Raw genomic sequence first — 15,110 nt, 5'->3', positions numbered from 1 at the left:
GTCTCCGAAGTGGGTAGCCCCTGCCCGAGGTGAGACATGCGCGCTGCGATCGAGATTCTGCTGTGGTGGCTTGCCCTGACCGGGCTGTGGACCCTCACGCTGTCCACCCCGTCCGCACCGGAACTGATCGTCGGCGCCGGTGCCGCGGCGGTCTGCGCGATCGCCGCCCGTTCCGCACGCCGGGCGATGCACGGTGCGTGGCAGCTCAATCCGAACTGGCTCACCTGGCTGGCACCGCTGCCCAAAGCCGCCGTCAGCGAATCCGTCGCCGCATTGCGCATGGTCTTCCCACGACCCTCCGCCGGAAAGTGCGAAAAAGTCACCGTCCCAGCCGAACCGCGCGCGCAGCACGAAGCACGCCTCGCCATCGCGACAGTGGTCGTCGGCTGCACTCCGGGCGCGATGGTCGTCGCGAGCCCGCCAGACGACAGTGACCTCGTCATCCACCGGCTGCTCCCCGGCTCCTCGACCCTCGATCGGGTGACGCGATGACGTGGCTGCTCCTCGCCGCGCTGCTGCTGATGGCAGGCGGTCTCGGCACCGCGTTGTGGCTCGCCGCCCGGGGCACCGCGATCGAGCGCCTCGCCGGGATGCAGTTCGCCGGCACCGTCACCATCCTGACGCTCCTGCTGCTCGTCCAGGCGTACGGCCCGTCCAGCGCCGTCATCCTCCCCCTGACGCTGACCGTCCTCGCCTTCGCCGGAACGCTCGTCTTCGCGCGGCTCCTGGGGACCCGATGACCCTCGCCGCGCAGATTCTCGTGTTCGCCGGGGTGTTCGTCGTCCTCGCCTCCGCCGTGGGCCTGCTGCGCGCGAAAGACCTGCTGACCCGCCTGCACCTCCTCACCCCGGCGACCACGCTCGGCGCGCCGCTCATCGGGGTCGGGCTCGTCCTGGTCAACGGCGTCCACCTCGGCTCGGGCGCGATCCTCGCGACGGTCGTCCTGCTGGCGGTCACCAGTCCGATCCTGCAATCGGCCAACGCCCGGCTCGAAGCCCGCCACCGCGGCGAGATCGACGAGGACCTCCCCTCATGACAGCCGCCGTGCTGCTCGTCGCCCTCGCACTGGTCGCCGTGGCCGGTTTCGCCGTCGTCGCGACGCACGACCCGAAGCGGCAAGCGATCACGCTCACGGTGTTTTCCCTCTGTCTCACCGTGCTTTTCGTCGTTTTCCAAGCGCCGGACGTCGCGCTGTCCGAACTCGCCGTCGGCGCGGCGATCGTCCCGCTGCTCGTCCTGCTGACCCTGCGGAAGACGGGGAAGCGATGAGGACCCGGGACGTCGTCGGAGCCGCCGGGCTGGCCGGGGTCGCGGCGCTGTTCATCGCCGCGTTCGCCCGGATGCCCGCCGCCGGGTCCGCGAGCCACGTCTACCGGGACCTGGTCCTGCCGGTGGGGTTCCGGGAAATCACCCCGAACCTGGTGTCCTCGATCAACTTCGACCTCCGCGCGCTCGACACCCTCGGCGAGGAAACCATCGTCGCCGCCGCCGTCGTCGGCACGCTCGCGCTGCTGCAACCGCCCGAGAAGGAGCCGGAAACGGACGGGACCGGCTACGTCCTGCCCGCCGTGAAGCTCGCCGGTTTCCTGCTCCTGCCGGTCTCGGTGCTGCTGGGCATCGACATCGTCGTGCACGGGCACCTGACGCCCGGCGGCGGTTTCCAAGGCGGCGTCGTCCTCGCGACCGGCTGGCATCTGCTCTACCTCTCCGGCAGCTACCGCGCGCTGGCCCGGCTGCGCCCGATCGACTGGTGCGAATACGCCGAAGCGGCGGCCACCGGCCTGTACGTCGTGACCGGCCTGCTGGGACTGGCCGTCGGCGGCTCGTTCCTCGCGAACGTATTGCCACTCGGCCAATTCGGCTCGCTGCTCTCCTCGGGGACCGTTCCCGTGCTGAGCGTCCTGATCGGCATCGAGGTCGCTGCCGGGTTCGTCGTCCTGCTCTCGCGGTTCTTCGTGCACGGGCTGGAGGAACGGTGACGGGCGTGGTGTCGGCGGCCTGCTATGGCGTGGCGGCGTGGCTGTTGCTGCTCGGCTGCGCCGGGATCATGCGCAGCCGCCATCTCGTGCACACCGTGGTCTCGCTGTCGGTCGCGCAATCCGGCACGTATGTCCTGCTGCTCGCGATCGGCTACCAGGACCAGGCCACCGCCCCGATCGTGTCGCAGGGGCAGGCGCAGCCGGTGGTCGACCCGATGGTGCAGGCCATGACGCTCACCGACATCGTCGTCTCGGCGACCATCACCGCGCTCCTGCTCGCACTGACGCTGCAGATCTCGCGCCGCCACGGCACGGTCGATCCCGACGAACTGCGGGCCTTGCGCGGCTGACCATGACGACCCTGCCCGCACTCGCCATCGCCGTCCCGCTGCTCGCCGCCTGCCTGCTGCTCGGCCTCGGCGGCAAACTCCCCCGCGTCGTCGTCGACGTGACGGCCACGGTGACCGCGGCGGCGGTGTGCGCACTGTGCGTGGTCCTGCTGACCGCCGCGCACCACGAGCGGGTGGTCAGCTGGCTCGGCCGCCAAGGTCCGGAAGGCACCCGCTCGGTCGGCATCGTGCTCGTCGCGGACGGGCTGAACACGACGTTCGCCGTGCTGGCCGCGTTCCTGACCGTCTGCGCGCTGCTCTACAGCTGGCATTACTTCGAGGCCGTCGAAGCCCGCTATCACGCGATGATGCTGCTCTTCCTGACCGGCATGATCGGTTTCCTCTTCACCGGCGACCTGTTCACCCTGTTCGTCTTCTTCGAGCTGATGAGCGGCGTCGCCTACGCGCTGACCGGGTACCGGATCGAGGAAGCGGACTCGGTGCAGGGCGCGCTGAACTTCGGCGTGGTCAACTCACTCGGCGCGTACTTCACGCTGATGGGCATCGGCCTGCTCTACGCCCGCGGCGGCCAGCTCGGGCTCGCGCAACTGGGCGTCGCGCTCGACGGCCGACCCGCGGACGCGCTGGTCATCGCCGCGTTCGTGTTGGTGTGCACCGGATTGCTGGTCAAAGCCGCGAGCGTGCCGTTCCACTTCTGGCTCGCCGACGCGCACGCCGTCGCTCCGACACCGGTGTGCGTGCTGTTCTCCGGCGTCATGGTCGAACTCGGGCTCTACGGCGTCCTCCGCGTCCGCACGACCGTGTTCGGGGCGGTACTCGACGACGCCACCGTCAGCCGGATCTACCTCACCGCCGGGATCGCCAGCGCTGTCCTCGGTGCCGTGCTTTGCTTCACTCAGCGGCATCTGAAACGCTTGCTGGCCTACTCGACCATCGCCCACATTGGACTGTTCCTCTGTGGACTCGCCGCCACCGGCGGCGAAGCGACCGCCGCGTTCGTGCTCTCCGTGCTCGGACACGCCGGAGCAAAGGGCGCGCTGTTTCTCCTGACCGGCGTGTTGAAGGACCGCTACGGCAGCGTCGACGAAGACGATCTCTTCGGCCGCGCAACACATTCACGGACCGAAGCGGTGCTGTTCCTCATCGCGGCAGCCGCCCTCGCCGGGTTGCCGCCGTTCGGCCTGGCGCTCGGCAAAGACGCCGCCGAACACGCCGGTCCGGAGTGGCTGATGATCGTGTTCGCGATCATTTCCGCCCTGACCGTCGCGGCAGTGCTGCGCGCCGGGCTCCGAGTCTACTTCGGACTCGGCAGGCCGCCCGACGACGATTCCGAGGACACGACACCCGGTTCCGGCGAGGAACCCGAGACGGGCCGGCCGATCGAACGCACCCCGATTCCGATGCTGGCCGCCATTGTCGTCCTGCTCGCTTTCGCGCTGGCCGCCGGGATCGTGCCGTGGATCCGCGACGTCGCCGCGGCCGCCGGTGCGCAGGCGGTCGACCGCGCGGGCTACCTCCACGACGTCCTGCCGACGCTGCCTTCGCCACTCCCCGCGACGGCGCCCGAACTGTCCTGGACCGGCCCCGGCCTGCTGTCCGCCGCCGCGACCGCCGTCCTCGCCCTCGCCGCCACCGCACTCGCGCTGTGGTCGCGACGCCGGGCCCCGAAACCAGTGCACGAAGCCCTCACCGTCCTGCACCGCGCGCACTCCGGCCAGGTCGGCGACTACGTGGCGTGGCTGCTCGCGGGCGTCGCCGTCCTCGCCGGGCTGGTCTGGCTCTGACGTCGCGTTTACCCGCCGGTCGGCCGGGCTACCCGCAGGGCGGCCCGTGACGTCGACCGTGAGGAGTTGCCGTGCCCGCCAGCACCGCCGACGGCCCGAAACTGCTGCCCGAAACCGAAGAGCTCGCCACCGGCAAGAACTTCGCCGCGGTCACCACGGTGCTGCCAAGCGGCAGGCTGCAGACGCAGATGATCTGGGTGCACGTCGAGAACGGCAGGATCGTGCTCAACACCGAGACCCACCGGGTGAAGTACCGCAACGTCGCGCGCGACGACCGGATCACCGTCCTCATCCGAGACGAGCAGGACCCGTACCGGTACGCGGAAGTCCGCGGCCGCGTGACCGGCATCGAGACCGGCGAGCGGGCGCGGTCGCAGGTGGACCAGCTCGCCCGCAAGTACACCGGCGGCGACTACCCGCCGGACGCGATCAAGTCCGAACGCGTCATCCTCCAGGTGACCCCGGAGCGGCAGACGTTCATCGACCAGAAGAAAGGCGTCGCGGACTGAGGCGGCCCTCACCCGTGCGGGTCGATGTCGTCGCCGAGCAGCCGGTGCACCGCGTCGAGGTTCTCGTACCGCTGCTCGGGCAGCTTGCCGAGATGCCCGATGACGTCGTCGCCCGCCCCCTTCGCGGCGGCCCGGCGGAGGAGCTCGTCGCGCTCGCACGGGTACTCGACTTCCGTTAAATACTCCCGGACGTCAGACATGGCGCTCCCTTCCTCGGGTTCTCCCTCCGGCATACCCGCCCGCTCCGGGATCATGCGGGTTAGGCTCGACTGGTGAACGAATCCCCGGAACCGGCCAAGATCGGGAACGTGCTGCATCCCGTCGCCGACGTCAGCTCAGCCGTGCGGTTCTACGCCACGACCTTCGGCCTGTCCGCGAAATTCGTCGACGGAGACCGCTACGCAGCCCTCGACGCGGGCGGAACGACCCTCGCCCTCGCCGGCCCGGAAGAGGACGTCACCGACGGGGTTCCGGCCGCGTCGTTCAAGGTTCCTGACGTCACCGCCGCGCTGACCGCGCTGGTCGCCGGGGGTGGAACCGTTGTCCGGCAAGCGGAACAGGGCCCGCACGAAGTCCGCGCCGTAGCCCGCGACCCGTGGGGGAACACCATCGTCGTCTACGGACCCCAGTAACAGAGCCGCAGCGGGACCATGTCCCGCTGCGGCTCGCCTAGCGCAGCCTCCGTACGTGGTCCGCGATCGCCGCGTCGTCGTCCGCGCCGTACATCTCGTCGATCAACCCCGCGAACGAACCCACGACCGCCGCGCGTTTGACCTTCCCGTTCGCCGTCCGCTCGCCTCGCGCAGCTTCCAACGGCCGCGGCAGCACCCGGAAATCCTTCAGCTGCTCCGCCCGCGCGAGGTCCGCGTTGACCCGCTCCAGCTCGCCCCGCAAGCGCCCGTCCAGCTCCGCGCTCGCGGCCGCGCTCGGTTCGATCAGGACGGTCAGGTATTTCCGCCCGTCGCCGACCACGATCGCTTCCTCGATCAGCACACTCTCCTTCAGCCGGATCTCGATCGGCTGCGGGTCGACGGTCTTGCCGCCCCGGGTGATGATCACGTCCTTCTTCCGCCCGATCAGCCGGATGTCCCCGTCGGCGGTCCGCTCCATCAGGTCGCCGGTGCGGAACCAGCCGTCCTCGAAGACCGCTTCGGTTTCCCCGGCGTTCCGCCAGTACCCGCTGAACAGCAACGGCGCGCGGATCAGCATCTCCCGGTCGCCGGCGATTTTCACCTGGTAGCGCGGGTCCGCGAACTCCCGGCCGATCCGCCCCGGACGCGGGAACGGCTGCCCGAACTGCCCGATCGGGCACCCGCCGGTCTCGGTGAGCCCGTAGTTCTCGCGCAGGTCGAGGCCCCAGATCTGCCACAGCGCCACGACGCTTTCCGGCATGGCCGCCGAAGCCGTCCACGCGACGCGCAGCCGGTCCATGCCGAGACTTGCCCGCAGCGGAACGAAAACTGCCCGAACCGCGACGGCGTAAGCGGTCCTCAGCACCACCGGCGCACGGCGGCCGGACCACCGCCGCTCGGCCATCCGGCGGCCGATCCGCATCGCGGCCCGGTACGCGAGGCGACGGATTCCCGTCCAGGACTCGGCGAGGGCGATCAGCTCGGCGGCAAGCTTCTCGTAGAAACGAGGCGGCCACAGCACGACCGTCGGCCGAACCGCGCGCAGCACCTCGCCGTAGTCCTCGATCCGGCAGAAGGTCACGACCAACCGCGTGTGCAACGGGGTGAAAACGAGCAACACCGCAGGCGCGACGTGCGCCAGCGGCAGGAACCCGACGACGTCGTGCCGCGCGGTCCGGCTCTCCGGGTAAAGACCGACGACGCTCTGGATCGCGTGCTGGAGCGTGCGGTGGGAATGGGTGACGCCCTTGGGCGCCCCGGTGGAGCCGGACGTGTAGAAGAGGACGGCCGGATCGTCGAGCGTCGCGGCGGCGATCAGCTCGGCCAACGCGTCCGGTTCCCCGGCCGCGCGCAGGTCGTCCCAGCTCACGCCGGTGATCCCCGCGGGCAGGTCCGGTGGGGCCGCCTCGATTCCGACGACCAGCCGCAGGTCCGGAGTGTTCCCGGCGATCTTCGCGACCTTGGCGAGTTCCGTCTCCGTCTCACCGATGAACGCGACCGCCTCGCTGTGCGCGAGCACCTGTTCGATCTCGGCAGGCGAGTTGGTCGGATACACCCCGATCACGACCCCGCCGACGCTCTGCACCGCCAGGGCGGCGAACACCCATTCCGGACGCGCGCTGCTCATCACCGCGACCCGGTCGCCGTGCCGGACCCCCTGCGCGACCAGGCCGAACGCGAGTTCGCGCACCCGGTCGAGGTAGGTCCGCCAGGTGATCGCCCGCATCGCCCCGCCGCGCGAATACCGCAGCGCGACGGCGTCCGGCTCGCGGCGGGCGCGGTCGAGCAGCAGGCCCGGCAGCGTCCGCTCCGGTTCGAACTCGGTCAGCTCCATGCCCAGCCCTCTCTTCCCGCCGCGAGCCCGGCTCCGGCGGCGCTCACGCGGCACGCTCGCCGAGGTGGAGGAAGTCACCCCGGTACCACGTCACGGGCCGCCCGCCACCGACCCGCGCCTCGCGCACCCGGCCGATGAGGATCACGTGATCCCCGCCGGGCACCGCCTGCTCCAGTTCACAGTGGAGGATCGCCGCCGCGTCCGGAAGGAGCGGATGGCCCTGGTCGTCGAACTCGAAGCTCCCGTACGCGAACTTGTTCTCGCCCTTCGTGGCGAACCTCGTCGCCAGCTCGGCGTGCGCGGAAGTCACCACATTCACAACGAACCGCTCGGCCGCCATGAACACCGGGAAACACGTCGCGCCCCGGTCGAGGCACACGAGCACCAGCGGCGGATCGAGCGACAGCGAAGCGAAGGAACTCGCGGTGAATCCGTGCAGCGTGCCGTCCTCGCCGCGGGTCGTCACGATCGTGACACCGGACGGGAAACGGGACAGCGCCGAACGGAAGACGGCCGGGTCCAGATCGTGCGATACGTCAGCCATTCCATGCCTCCCGGGCAGCTCGTGCGGCAGGGTCGGTGAAAACTGTTCGCGCGTCGGCGGCCGTGACCCGCAGTTGCTTCTCGTCCGGCCAGCCGGCGGTTTCCTGGAGGAGAGCCAGTTTCAGGGCCGCGAACACCGCGGGCGGTTTCGCCGCCGCCGCGCGTGTGTGTGCAGACGCGGCCTCCAGCAACTCCCCCGGCTCAACCACTTCGTCGACGATGCCCAGCGCTTTCGCCTCGGACGCGTCGACGGATTCCCCGCCCAGCAACAGCCGCCGGGCGCCACGGTCGCCCAGCACCTCGCGGACGCGGGCGATCCCTTTCACCGCAGGCAACATCCCGTGGTCGACCTCAGGAAAGACGAACCGCGCTCGCGATGACGCGTAAACGAAATCGGAGAACAACGCCATCTCGATCCCGCCGCCGACGCACCATCCGTTCACCGCGCACACCAGCGGCCGGGGATACTTCTCCAGTGCGCAGAGCAGTGCGTGGAACGCGATCATCCGCTCGGCCATCGACTCGGCGTCGTAACCGACCGCTTCCTTGAGGTCGCCGCCCGCGCAGAAGAACCGGTCGCCCGCGCCGGTCAGGACGACGGCGGGAGCGTTCGGGCCACGGGCGAGGTCTTCCAGCGTCGTGGTCAGCCGGCTGATCAGCGAGTTGCTGAGCGCGTTCGCGGGCGGACGGCTCAGGGTCAGGACCACCGCGCCGTCCGTTTCCCCGGACAGCTGGACGCCGCTGAGCGAAGCGGTGGTCATGTCGCCGGTACGCCGGAAGCGGACGGGAAAACCGGAGCACGCTTTTCCCGGAATGCTTGGCGCGCTTCCCGGTAATCAGCTCCGGCGAAGTCGAGAATTTCCAGCGCGCCGGACAACTCGTGCTGCGGCAACGCATTCGTGAGCCACATGTTGAGCGCGCGTTTCGTGAACCGGAGCGCCTGCTGCGATCCCTGCGCGAGCTGAGAGGCGACCTCCAAGGCACGCGGGAGCACTTGTTCGCGAGGCACGGCCAGGCTCACGAGCCCGATCCGTTCAGCTTCCGCTCCGGTCAGTTTGTCCGAGGTCAGCACGTAATACTTCGTCTTGGCCATCCCGACCAGCAGCGGCCAGATCAACGCGGCGTGGTCGCCCGCGGTCACGCCGACCTTGGTGTGGCCCTCGATCAGCACCGCGTCTTCGGCGGCGATGCTGATGTCCGCGAGCAACGCCGTCGACAGGCCGTAGCCGACCGCCGGTCCGTTGATCGCGGAAATGATCGGCTTTTCGATCCGGAGCACCGTCGAAATCCGCCGGCGCTCGGATTCCAGCATCGCGAGCGCCGCTTCCGGGGTCGGATCGGGTTCGCGCACGTCCATTCCGGTGCAAAACGCCTTGCCCGCCCCGGTCACCACGACGACCCGCGTCTCGTCGTCGCGCTCCACGTCGGCCCAGACCTCGCTCAACTCGTCGAACATCGGCATCAGCAGCGCGTTGTACCGCTCGGGCCGGTTGATCGTGATCAGCAGGACGCCGTCGGCCGGGCGCTCGACGAGCACGTTTCCGCTGCCGTGCTGGTAAAGGCCGCTCATCGGATGGCCTCCGCGGTCTGGTTCTCGGACTGGAATCGGCGCAGCGCTTCCTCGTGCGCCGGACGCGCGGCGCGGATGCCGGCCAGCACGTCGTCGGCAGGGCGCACCACGTTGCGCGGATGCTTGAACCGCGGGATCACGTACTTGCCGAACAGTTCGATCGACCGCATCAACTGGTCGTGCGGGAGACTGTCCACTCGCAACACCAGCGACTCCACGCCCATGTCCGCGTACCGCTGCACGTGCTCGACGCAATGCTCCGGGTCGCCGACGAGGAAGCCCTGCGAGCGCTCGAACAGGTACTCCTCGTCGCTGAAATCGACGTCGTTGATCGCGCCCATGTAGGCGTAGTCCTGGGAGAGCTTCGCCAGCCGCCCGTACGCGTCGGTGGAAAGCTTGGACATCTCGAACAGCGGCCGGGCCTGTTCGCGGGCCAGCGCGGTCGTTTCGGCGCAGTGCATGCCGCCGCTGACCAGCACCATCTTGCGCGGCGTGATCGGGTACGGGTGGGTGGTGGCGGCGAGGGTCTCGTCGTAGAGCTTCAGCATGTTCTCCACGAGGTCGTAGCCGAGGTAGAACCCGCCCATGATCGCGCCGATGCCCATCGCGGCGGCGGTTTCGACCGAACTCGGGCTGCCCGCGGCGACCGAGATCGGCGGATACGGCGCCTGCAACGGCTTCGGCACCAGGCTGCGCGGCGGGATCTTGTAGTGCTCGCCCACGAAGGAGAACGGATCGTCGAGGAACGCCCGGCGGATCAGCTCGATCCCTTCGCGCCACTGGGATTTGTTCTCCGTCGGGTCCACCTCGAACGCCCGTAGCGCGAGCGTCGTGTTGCCGCGGCCGGTGCCGAGTTCGATCCGGCCGTTGGAGAGGATGTCCTCGGTCGCGATCCGTTCCGCGACGCGCAGCGCGTGGTTCATGCGCGTCGGCAGCAGCGTCACGAGGTGGATGAAGCGGATCCGGCTCGTGAGCGCCATCAGGTACGGGTAGAGCACCTCCGGCGCGGACACGGTCGCCGTGCCGATGGCGACGTGCTGTTCGGAACTCCCGAACGCGTCGAAGCCGACCTGCTCGGCGAGCAGCACTTCCTCGATCAGTTCTCGGTAGCGGTGTTCGTGGGTGAGCCCGACCGGGGTGTCCCCCTCCGACATGAGGATGAAGTCCATGATCGCCCCTTCCAGCCGATGTTATTGACCGATAACATAAGACGCAGTCAACCCGTGGTCAAGGCTCCATCTGGGAGGAAACGTGTTACTTGCTACTAACTTTGCTTGGAGGAGCGCATGAGCGAGCTACGGATCGAGCACCTGACCTCGCCCGAAGTCGCCGACGCGCTGGCGAGCGGCATGCGGACCGCGATCCTCCCGCTGGGAGCTACCGAACAGCACGGCGCGCACCTGCCGCTCTCAGTCGACAGCGACCATGCCGACCGGCTGGGCGTGCTCGTGGCGGAGCGGCTCGGCGATGCGCTCGTCCTGCCGACCGTGCGCCTTGGCTGCTCCGCCCATCATCTCGGCTTCCCGGGGACGTTGTCGGTGCGGCCCGAAACACTGGAAGCCATCTGTTTCGACTGCTGCGAAAGTCTTGCTGTACATGGGTTTCGCCGGGTGTTGATCTTCTCCGCGCACATCGGCAACTATCCGCTGCTGAGCGAGATCGAGGCGAAGCTCTCCTCGCGTCTGCCTGCTGAGCTGGATGTGGTCGCGTTCGCCGACTCGGCCGCGGTGCTCGACGCCTGGCGCACTGCCGTCGCCGACCTAGGCAGCCAAGTCGGCGGACATGCCGATGTCGCCGAAAGCTCGATCATGCTCGCACTTCGGCCGGAGTCGGTGCGTGCCGATCGGGTCGCTCCTGGTCTTGCTGAGCCGATGGACGATGCCCTGCTGGCTCGGGTATTAACCGGCGGCGTCAAGGCGGTTGCTCCGAACGGGGTGCTCGGCGATCCGCGCGGGATGTCTTCCGACCTGGGCTTTGCCTGCCTCAGCGCGGTCGCGAACCTGCTGGCGGAGCACGCGGCGGCTCGTTATCGGCCTCTCACCTAGACTCGGGTCATGACGAGCTCATCTCGCGCCGCGTCGCCGCGTTCCTCGCGCAGGCAGACGCTGATCAAGGTCGCCGGCGAGTTGTTCCACGAGCGGGCTTTCGACGCGGTCACCACCGAGATGATCGGTGCGCGGGCTGGCGTTACCGGGCCTGCTCTTTACCGGCATTTTCCCAGCAAGCAGGCGTTGCTGATCGCGGTGCTCGAGGATCCGTTGAAGGATTTGCTGGCCAATGCGCGCGAGACTGCGGCGGAGGTTACTGATCCACGCAAGGCGCTTGAGGCGATGATCGACTATCACGTTACGCGGAGTCTGCAGAACGTGCCTTCTACGTTGGTGTTCTTGAAGAATGAGCACAACGTGCCCGAGGAGGAACGGCATCGGATGCGGCGGATGATGCGGCTCTACGCTGAGGAGTGGAGTGCACTGGTGGAGCGGTTGAGGCCGGATTTGTCGGATGCGCAGAATCGGGTTTTGACGCATGCTGTGTTTTCTATGATTAATTCGGTGCCGCAGTTTAATAGCGGGCTGGATGTGGAGAGTGTGGCTTCTACGATTCGTACTGCGGCGGTTAATGCGTTGCTTGTGCCTGCTGGGGGTGTCTGATCCTCTGGGGGTCTCGGCTCGTCGCCTGGCGGCGACATTGCCGTGGGGGTTGCGTGGGGCACCCCGAAGCTTGATTGTGCTGACGGTTCGGGGGTGCTTGTCAAGGCGGGAAAGATGCCTTGACAAGCACCCCCGAACCGCAGGGAGGCTTCGTATCGGGGTGCGCGGGAGGGGCTGGGTGCCTCGATGTTTTGGGTGCAGCGGCGGCGGTTGGATGGTGGGGCTCGCGCCCCAATGAGGTCTTTCCGGTAGCGCGGTGAGCGGTGGCTGGGTGGCGGAGCTAGTGCCCCAGTGAGGTTTCCCCAGCAGCGCGGCGAGGGGCAGTTGAGTGGCAGGACTTGTACCCCAATGAGGTTTCCCGGCAGTCCGATGTTCGGCTGCCAGGCCCTGAGACTCACGGCCCCACTGAGGTTTCCCCAGCAGCGCGATGTGCGGCGGCCCGGCGGTGGGACTAGCCCACCAATGAGGGTTCCCGGCAGCGCGGCGCCTGACGGTTGGGCGATGGGGCTCACGGCCCCAATGAGGTTTCCCAGGCTGCGTGGCGTGCGGCGGGGTCGGCGGTAGCCGTGCTGGTCAAGGCCCCGCAGAGCACCAGCCGAGGAGACGCGCCGGGTTGCCTCTCTCGATGAGGTCCGTGAAGGGCTCCTTGAGGGAATCTGATTCCTTCAAGGAGCCCTTCACGGACCTCCCCACCGCGCGCCCGCCGCCGCAGGAAGGGTGGAACCCTCCGCGAGCGCGGTGCGCGGGGCTGCCCTGGTCGATGGGCGCGATACGGCCCGCGGGAACGTCCGTGAGGGGAACCCCCAGGGAATCAGAGTCAATGAGGGGTCCCCTCACGCACCTTGGGACCGCCGCGGATCAGAGCCGGCGACCCTGCTCACATTCAAATGTCTGACATTCGGTGTTAGGGTCACCTTATGAACGATCTTCGGGCACCCCATCGGGTCGCCAGTCTTGCCGCGCAGCTTGTGGACACCTTGCGGGAGCAGATCGCCTCCGGGGAGTGGCCCGTCGGGATGCGGATTCCGGCGGAGAATGACCTGGTCAAGCAGCTTGGCGTCGGGCGGACGACGGTGCGGGAGGCGCTTGGCGCGCTGGTGCATCTCGGGCTGCTGGAGGCTCGGCGCGGCGACGGGACGTACGTCCGCGCGTCCAGTGAGATGCAGTCCGTCTTGATGCGGCGGGCCAATTCCTCTCGGCGGAGCGACGTGCTGGAACTGCGGGCCGTGCTGGAGGAGTATGCCTCTGGGCTGGCTGCGGTGCGTCGCAGCGACGACGACCTCGCCGAGTTGCGGCATCTGCTCGAAGAGTCCGAGAGGCGAGACGACACCCGGACGGCTGCCGAGGCGGACGTTCGTTTTCACCAGGCCGTCGTGAACGCGGGACGGAATTCCCTGCTTACCGAGGTGTACGACGTCCTCAGCGCGTCCGTTGTCGAGCAGATCGGCGACACCCTTTGGACTGACGAAACCGCCGACGAGCACGCTCGGTTGCACCGGCAGCTGATTGAGGCGATCGCTGCGCAGGACGAGGTCGGGGCGCGCTACTGCGCGGCCGAGATCGTGAAGCTCACCGGGGCCGGGGCGGAGCGGGAGAAGTGACGGCCGAAGTTGAAGCGCCGTCGGTCGCGAAGAGAGCGGTCACCAAATCTGAATGGTCCGTAGGGTTGTTGCTCGCGATCCTTCTCGTGGCCGCCAATTTGCGCGTGACGTTGACTGGCGTCGGCACGTTGCTGCCTGCCATCGAACACGACACGGGGCTGCCGGCATCGGCGGGCGGCGTGTTGAATACGTTGCCGTTGTTGATGTTCGCGGTGACTTCGCCGCTGGTCGGGCGCGTCTCGCATCGGATCGGGTCTACGCGGTTGCTCGTGCTTTCGCTGGCGGTGCTGGCGGTGGGCACAGTGGTTCGGTCGCTGCCGTCGGTTGCCTGTTTGTTCGTCGGGACAGTGTTGCTGTCCGCGGCGATTGCGGTCGGGAATGTCTTGCTGCCGACTGTGATTCGCGCTCACGTGCCAGCCTCGCGAATCCATACTGTCAGCGCGCTTTACGTCACGGTCATGGGTGTGGTCGCGGCGGTCTCGTCCGGGATTTCCGTTCCGCTGGCGGGAGTTTTGCCGGGTGGCTGGCATTCCGCGCTGGGCTGGGGTGTGGTCGTCGCGTTGGCCGCGCTGGCGGGATGGCTGCCGAGGCTGCGCGGTTCGCGGCCGGATGCCGGGGCGCGGGCGGGCAGTTCGCACGCGCCGACTCCATGGCGATCTTGGCTGGCATGGCAGGTTTCCCTGTTCATGGGCCTGCAATCGCTCGCCTTCTACACCGCCGTCGCGTGGCTGCCCAGCATCCTCATCGGGCAGGGCATGAGCACCGCGGCGGCCGGCTGGATGCTGTTCTACTACCAGCTCGTCGCGCTCGCCACCGGCATGGTGCTGCCCCTGCTCACCCGGGGCCGGGCCGACCAGCGGTTTCCGGCGGCCGCCGCCTCGGCGGTCACTGCGGCTGGGTTCGCGATTCTTCTTCTGGCGCCCGGAATCGCGATCGTCGGGTGCACGTTGCTCGGGCTGGGCAGCGGGGTCTGTCTCGTGCTGGCGCTCAGCTTCCAGAGCCAGCGCGCCACCGGTCCGAGCGAGACGACTGCGCTGGCCGGGATGGCACAGTCCATCGGCTACCTGGTCGCGGCGGCCGGGCCGCTGGTGCTCGGCATCCTCCACGACGCCACCGGAAGCTGGTCCGGCGCGCTCGTCGCGCTCACCGCGTTGAGTGTCGTGATGGTCTTCACCGGGTACGGAGCCGGGCGCGACCGGCACGTTCGCGCTGATGTCTGACCTCGACCTCGCCGACCAGGTGACGCGCCAGCTTCTCCTGCTGACGCGGCTGGTCAAGCGGGCGGAAGCAGCGCCGGACGAGCCGATGTGCTTGCCGCTGCTGGCCCTGCTCGCCGAGGACGGTCCGTTCCGGGCCGGGGAAATCGCCGCGGTGCTGGGCGTGAATCCGTCGACGGTCAGCCGCCAGGTCGCCGGGCTGGTGCGGTCCGGGCTGGTCGAACGCCGGGCCGATCCCGAGGACGGGCGGGCCAGCCCGCTGGTCGTCACCGCCGCGGGACGGCGGGTCCTCGACCTCGAACGACGACGACGGGCCACGCAGATCGGCGACGCTCTCGCCGCGTGGTCCCCGGAGGCCCGGGCGCGGTTCACGGACCTGCTCGGGCGTTTCGTCCGCGATCTCCGGCAGTCGGGCGCGCTCCCTGCCGAGTGAGCAGAAC

General features: G+C 68.7%; 20 protein-coding genes. 14 read left to right on the top strand and 6 right to left on the bottom strand.

Annotated elements, in window-relative coordinates; all coding sequences use genetic code 11:
* The first annotated feature begins 36 nt into the window (after positions 1-36).
* The 8 genes from FKO37_RS21525 (at position 37) to FKO37_RS21490 (ending at position 4,622) form a co-directional block, all read left to right on the top strand.
* Positions 37-492: a Na+/H+ antiporter subunit E gene (locus tag FKO37_RS21525; RefSeq protein WP_238605575.1), complete on the top strand. Its 456-nt coding sequence runs from the start codon at positions 37-39 to the stop codon at positions 490-492.
* Entirely contained in the window at positions 489-740 is a 252-nt protein-coding gene (locus tag FKO37_RS21520) for a monovalent cation/H+ antiporter complex subunit F (protein ID WP_037810694.1), read from the top strand. Before FKO37_RS21525 ends, FKO37_RS21520 begins: the two co-directional genes overlap by 4 nt.
* A complete protein-coding gene (locus tag FKO37_RS21515) occupies positions 737-1,036 on the top strand; it encodes a monovalent cation/H(+) antiporter subunit G (protein WP_037810692.1) in 300 nt (99 codons plus the stop codon). Before FKO37_RS21520 ends, FKO37_RS21515 begins: the two co-directional genes overlap by 4 nt.
* A complete protein-coding gene (locus FKO37_RS21510; RefSeq protein WP_037810690.1) occupies positions 1,033-1,269 on the top strand; it encodes a DUF4040 domain-containing protein in 237 nt (78 codons plus the stop codon). The genes FKO37_RS21515 and FKO37_RS21510 overlap by 4 nt, the downstream gene beginning before the upstream one ends.
* On the top strand, positions 1,266-1,979 hold the full coding sequence (locus tag FKO37_RS21505) for an MnhB domain-containing protein (protein WP_238605574.1): 714 nt from the start codon (positions 1,266-1,268) through the stop codon (positions 1,977-1,979). The genes FKO37_RS21510 and FKO37_RS21505 overlap by 4 nt, the downstream gene beginning before the upstream one ends.
* Positions 1,976-2,329, top strand: coding sequence for an NADH-quinone oxidoreductase subunit K (locus tag FKO37_RS21500; RefSeq protein ID WP_078870357.1), 354 nt, complete (start codon positions 1,976-1,978; stop codon positions 2,327-2,329). The genes FKO37_RS21505 and FKO37_RS21500 overlap by 4 nt, the downstream gene beginning before the upstream one ends.
* A 2-nt stretch (positions 2,330-2,331) precedes the next feature.
* Positions 2,332-4,113 (top strand): complex I subunit 5 family protein, encoded by a 1,782-nt coding sequence (locus tag FKO37_RS21495; RefSeq protein WP_238605573.1) that lies wholly within the window; start codon positions 2,332-2,334, stop codon positions 4,111-4,113.
* A 71-nt stretch (positions 4,114-4,184) separates the two neighbouring features.
* Positions 4,185-4,622: a PPOX class F420-dependent oxidoreductase gene (locus tag FKO37_RS21490; protein ID WP_238605572.1), complete on the top strand. Its 438-nt coding sequence runs from the start codon at positions 4,185-4,187 to the stop codon at positions 4,620-4,622.
* 8 nt (positions 4,623-4,630) lie between these two features.
* Here FKO37_RS21490 and FKO37_RS21485 read toward each other — a convergent pair whose 3' ends face one another.
* Complete coding sequence (locus tag FKO37_RS21485) at positions 4,631-4,822, bottom strand: DUF2795 domain-containing protein (protein ID WP_199817499.1); 192 nt, start codon at positions 4,820-4,822, stop codon at positions 4,631-4,633.
* 72 nt (positions 4,823-4,894) lie between these two features.
* Between FKO37_RS21485 and FKO37_RS21480 the strand changes: the two genes are divergently transcribed.
* A complete protein-coding gene (locus FKO37_RS21480; RefSeq protein ID WP_238605571.1) occupies positions 4,895-5,254 on the top strand; it encodes a VOC family protein in 360 nt (119 codons plus the stop codon).
* 37 nt (positions 5,255-5,291) lie between these two features.
* Here FKO37_RS21480 and FKO37_RS21475 read toward each other — a convergent pair whose 3' ends face one another.
* The 5 genes from FKO37_RS21475 to FKO37_RS21455 are packed head-to-tail and all read right to left on the bottom strand — an operon-like array spanning position 5,292 to position 10,370.
* Positions 5,292-7,088, bottom strand: a complete 1,797-nt coding sequence (locus tag FKO37_RS21475) for a long-chain fatty acid--CoA ligase (RefSeq protein WP_238605570.1) — start codon at positions 7,086-7,088, stop codon at positions 5,292-5,294.
* Between the two features lie 43 nt (positions 7,089-7,131).
* On the bottom strand, positions 7,132-7,632 hold the full coding sequence (locus FKO37_RS21470) for a flavin reductase family protein (protein WP_238605569.1): 501 nt from the start codon (positions 7,630-7,632) through the stop codon (positions 7,132-7,134).
* Positions 7,625-8,392 (bottom strand): enoyl-CoA hydratase/isomerase family protein, encoded by a 768-nt coding sequence (locus FKO37_RS21465; RefSeq protein ID WP_238605568.1) that lies wholly within the window; start codon positions 8,390-8,392, stop codon positions 7,625-7,627. The genes FKO37_RS21470 and FKO37_RS21465 overlap by 8 nt, the downstream gene beginning before the upstream one ends.
* Positions 8,389-9,201, bottom strand: a complete 813-nt coding sequence (locus FKO37_RS21460; protein ID WP_238605567.1) for an enoyl-CoA hydratase/isomerase family protein — start codon at positions 9,199-9,201, stop codon at positions 8,389-8,391. Before FKO37_RS21460 ends, FKO37_RS21465 begins: the two co-directional genes overlap by 4 nt.
* Positions 9,198-10,370 (bottom strand): LLM class flavin-dependent oxidoreductase, encoded by a 1,173-nt coding sequence (locus FKO37_RS21455; protein WP_238605566.1) that lies wholly within the window; start codon positions 10,368-10,370, stop codon positions 9,198-9,200. Before FKO37_RS21455 ends, FKO37_RS21460 begins: the two co-directional genes overlap by 4 nt.
* Before the next feature lie 105 nt (positions 10,371-10,475).
* Here FKO37_RS21455 and FKO37_RS21450 point away from each other — a divergent pair, with 105 nt between their 5' ends.
* From FKO37_RS21450 to FKO37_RS21430, 5 genes are all read left to right on the top strand, one after another.
* The gene (locus FKO37_RS21450; RefSeq protein WP_238605565.1) at positions 10,476-11,246 is read left to right on the top strand and encodes a creatininase family protein; all 771 of its coding nucleotides are present in this window, start codon (positions 10,476-10,478) and stop codon (positions 11,244-11,246) included.
* Between the two features lie 9 nt (positions 11,247-11,255).
* Positions 11,256-11,852 carry a TetR/AcrR family transcriptional regulator gene (locus tag FKO37_RS21445; RefSeq protein ID WP_043839820.1) on the top strand — a complete coding sequence of 199 codons (597 nt, stop codon included), beginning with the start codon at positions 11,256-11,258 and terminating at the stop codon, positions 11,850-11,852.
* Positions 11,853-12,769: 917 nt separating this feature from the next.
* Positions 12,770-13,453, top strand: a complete 684-nt coding sequence (locus tag FKO37_RS21440; RefSeq protein WP_238605564.1) for a FadR/GntR family transcriptional regulator — start codon at positions 12,770-12,772, stop codon at positions 13,451-13,453.
* Positions 13,454-13,557: 104 nt separating this feature from the next.
* A complete protein-coding gene (locus FKO37_RS21435; protein WP_238605563.1) occupies positions 13,558-14,673 on the top strand; it encodes an MFS transporter in 1,116 nt (371 codons plus the stop codon).
* On the top strand, positions 14,666-15,103 hold the full coding sequence (locus FKO37_RS21430; protein ID WP_238605562.1) for a MarR family winged helix-turn-helix transcriptional regulator: 438 nt from the start codon (positions 14,666-14,668) through the stop codon (positions 15,101-15,103). Before FKO37_RS21435 ends, FKO37_RS21430 begins: the two co-directional genes overlap by 8 nt.
* Positions 15,104-15,110 lie beyond the last annotated feature (7 nt).

The organism is Amycolatopsis sp. Poz14 (genome assembly GCF_006704225.1).
In the GTDB taxonomy this organism is placed as follows: domain Bacteria; phylum Actinomycetota; class Actinomycetes; order Mycobacteriales; family Pseudonocardiaceae; genus Amycolatopsis; species Amycolatopsis nivea.
Note: the sequence above shows the minus strand (reverse complement) of the source record. Positions and strands in the feature narration are given on the sequence as shown.